This window comes from Burkholderia sp. BCC0097, assembly GCF_902832985.1.
GTDB lineage: Bacteria > Pseudomonadota > Gammaproteobacteria > Burkholderiales > Burkholderiaceae > Burkholderia > Burkholderia orbicola.
In genome coordinates this window covers 1-342 of the sequence record NZ_CADFDM010000040.1, presented here as the reverse complement: position 1 = coordinate 342, position 342 = coordinate 1, and the positions used below count along the sequence as shown (strand labels likewise).

The window sequence follows — 342 nt, the reverse complement described above, 5'->3', positions numbered from 1 at the left end:
CAGTCCCGCGATACCTTTCGGCCGCGTCGTGCTGTCTTTCGATCCGCACGACGAACAGGACTGGGTCGAACCGCTTTCGTCGACTTCCTCGAACGTAGCCCCGTGCGCGATCGCTTTGTAGCGGAGCTTGTTTCGGAAGGACGACCAGGACGCGTCGTAGACGCTCTTCGCCATCCTGGTTCTGGCGAGTTTTGCGGCCGACACGTTGCCGACAGCGATGTAATCGAAGCGCCGCACCAGATCGAGCGCGAGCTTGTGTTGGAAATCGCCACGGGCGTTCGCCACCTTGGCGTGCAGCTTCGCGATATGCCGCTTGTGCTTTCGCGCCCGCTGCGCTTTCGC

Annotated in this window: 1 protein-coding gene; it reads right to left on the bottom strand. The window is 62.0% G+C overall.

Going from position 1 to position 342, the window contains the following annotated elements; all coding sequences use genetic code 11:
* Positions 1-342, bottom strand: a 342-nt coding sequence (locus HWX07_RS36810) for a zinc ribbon domain-containing protein (RefSeq protein ID WP_175879495.1), incomplete at both ends; no start/stop codon positions are given.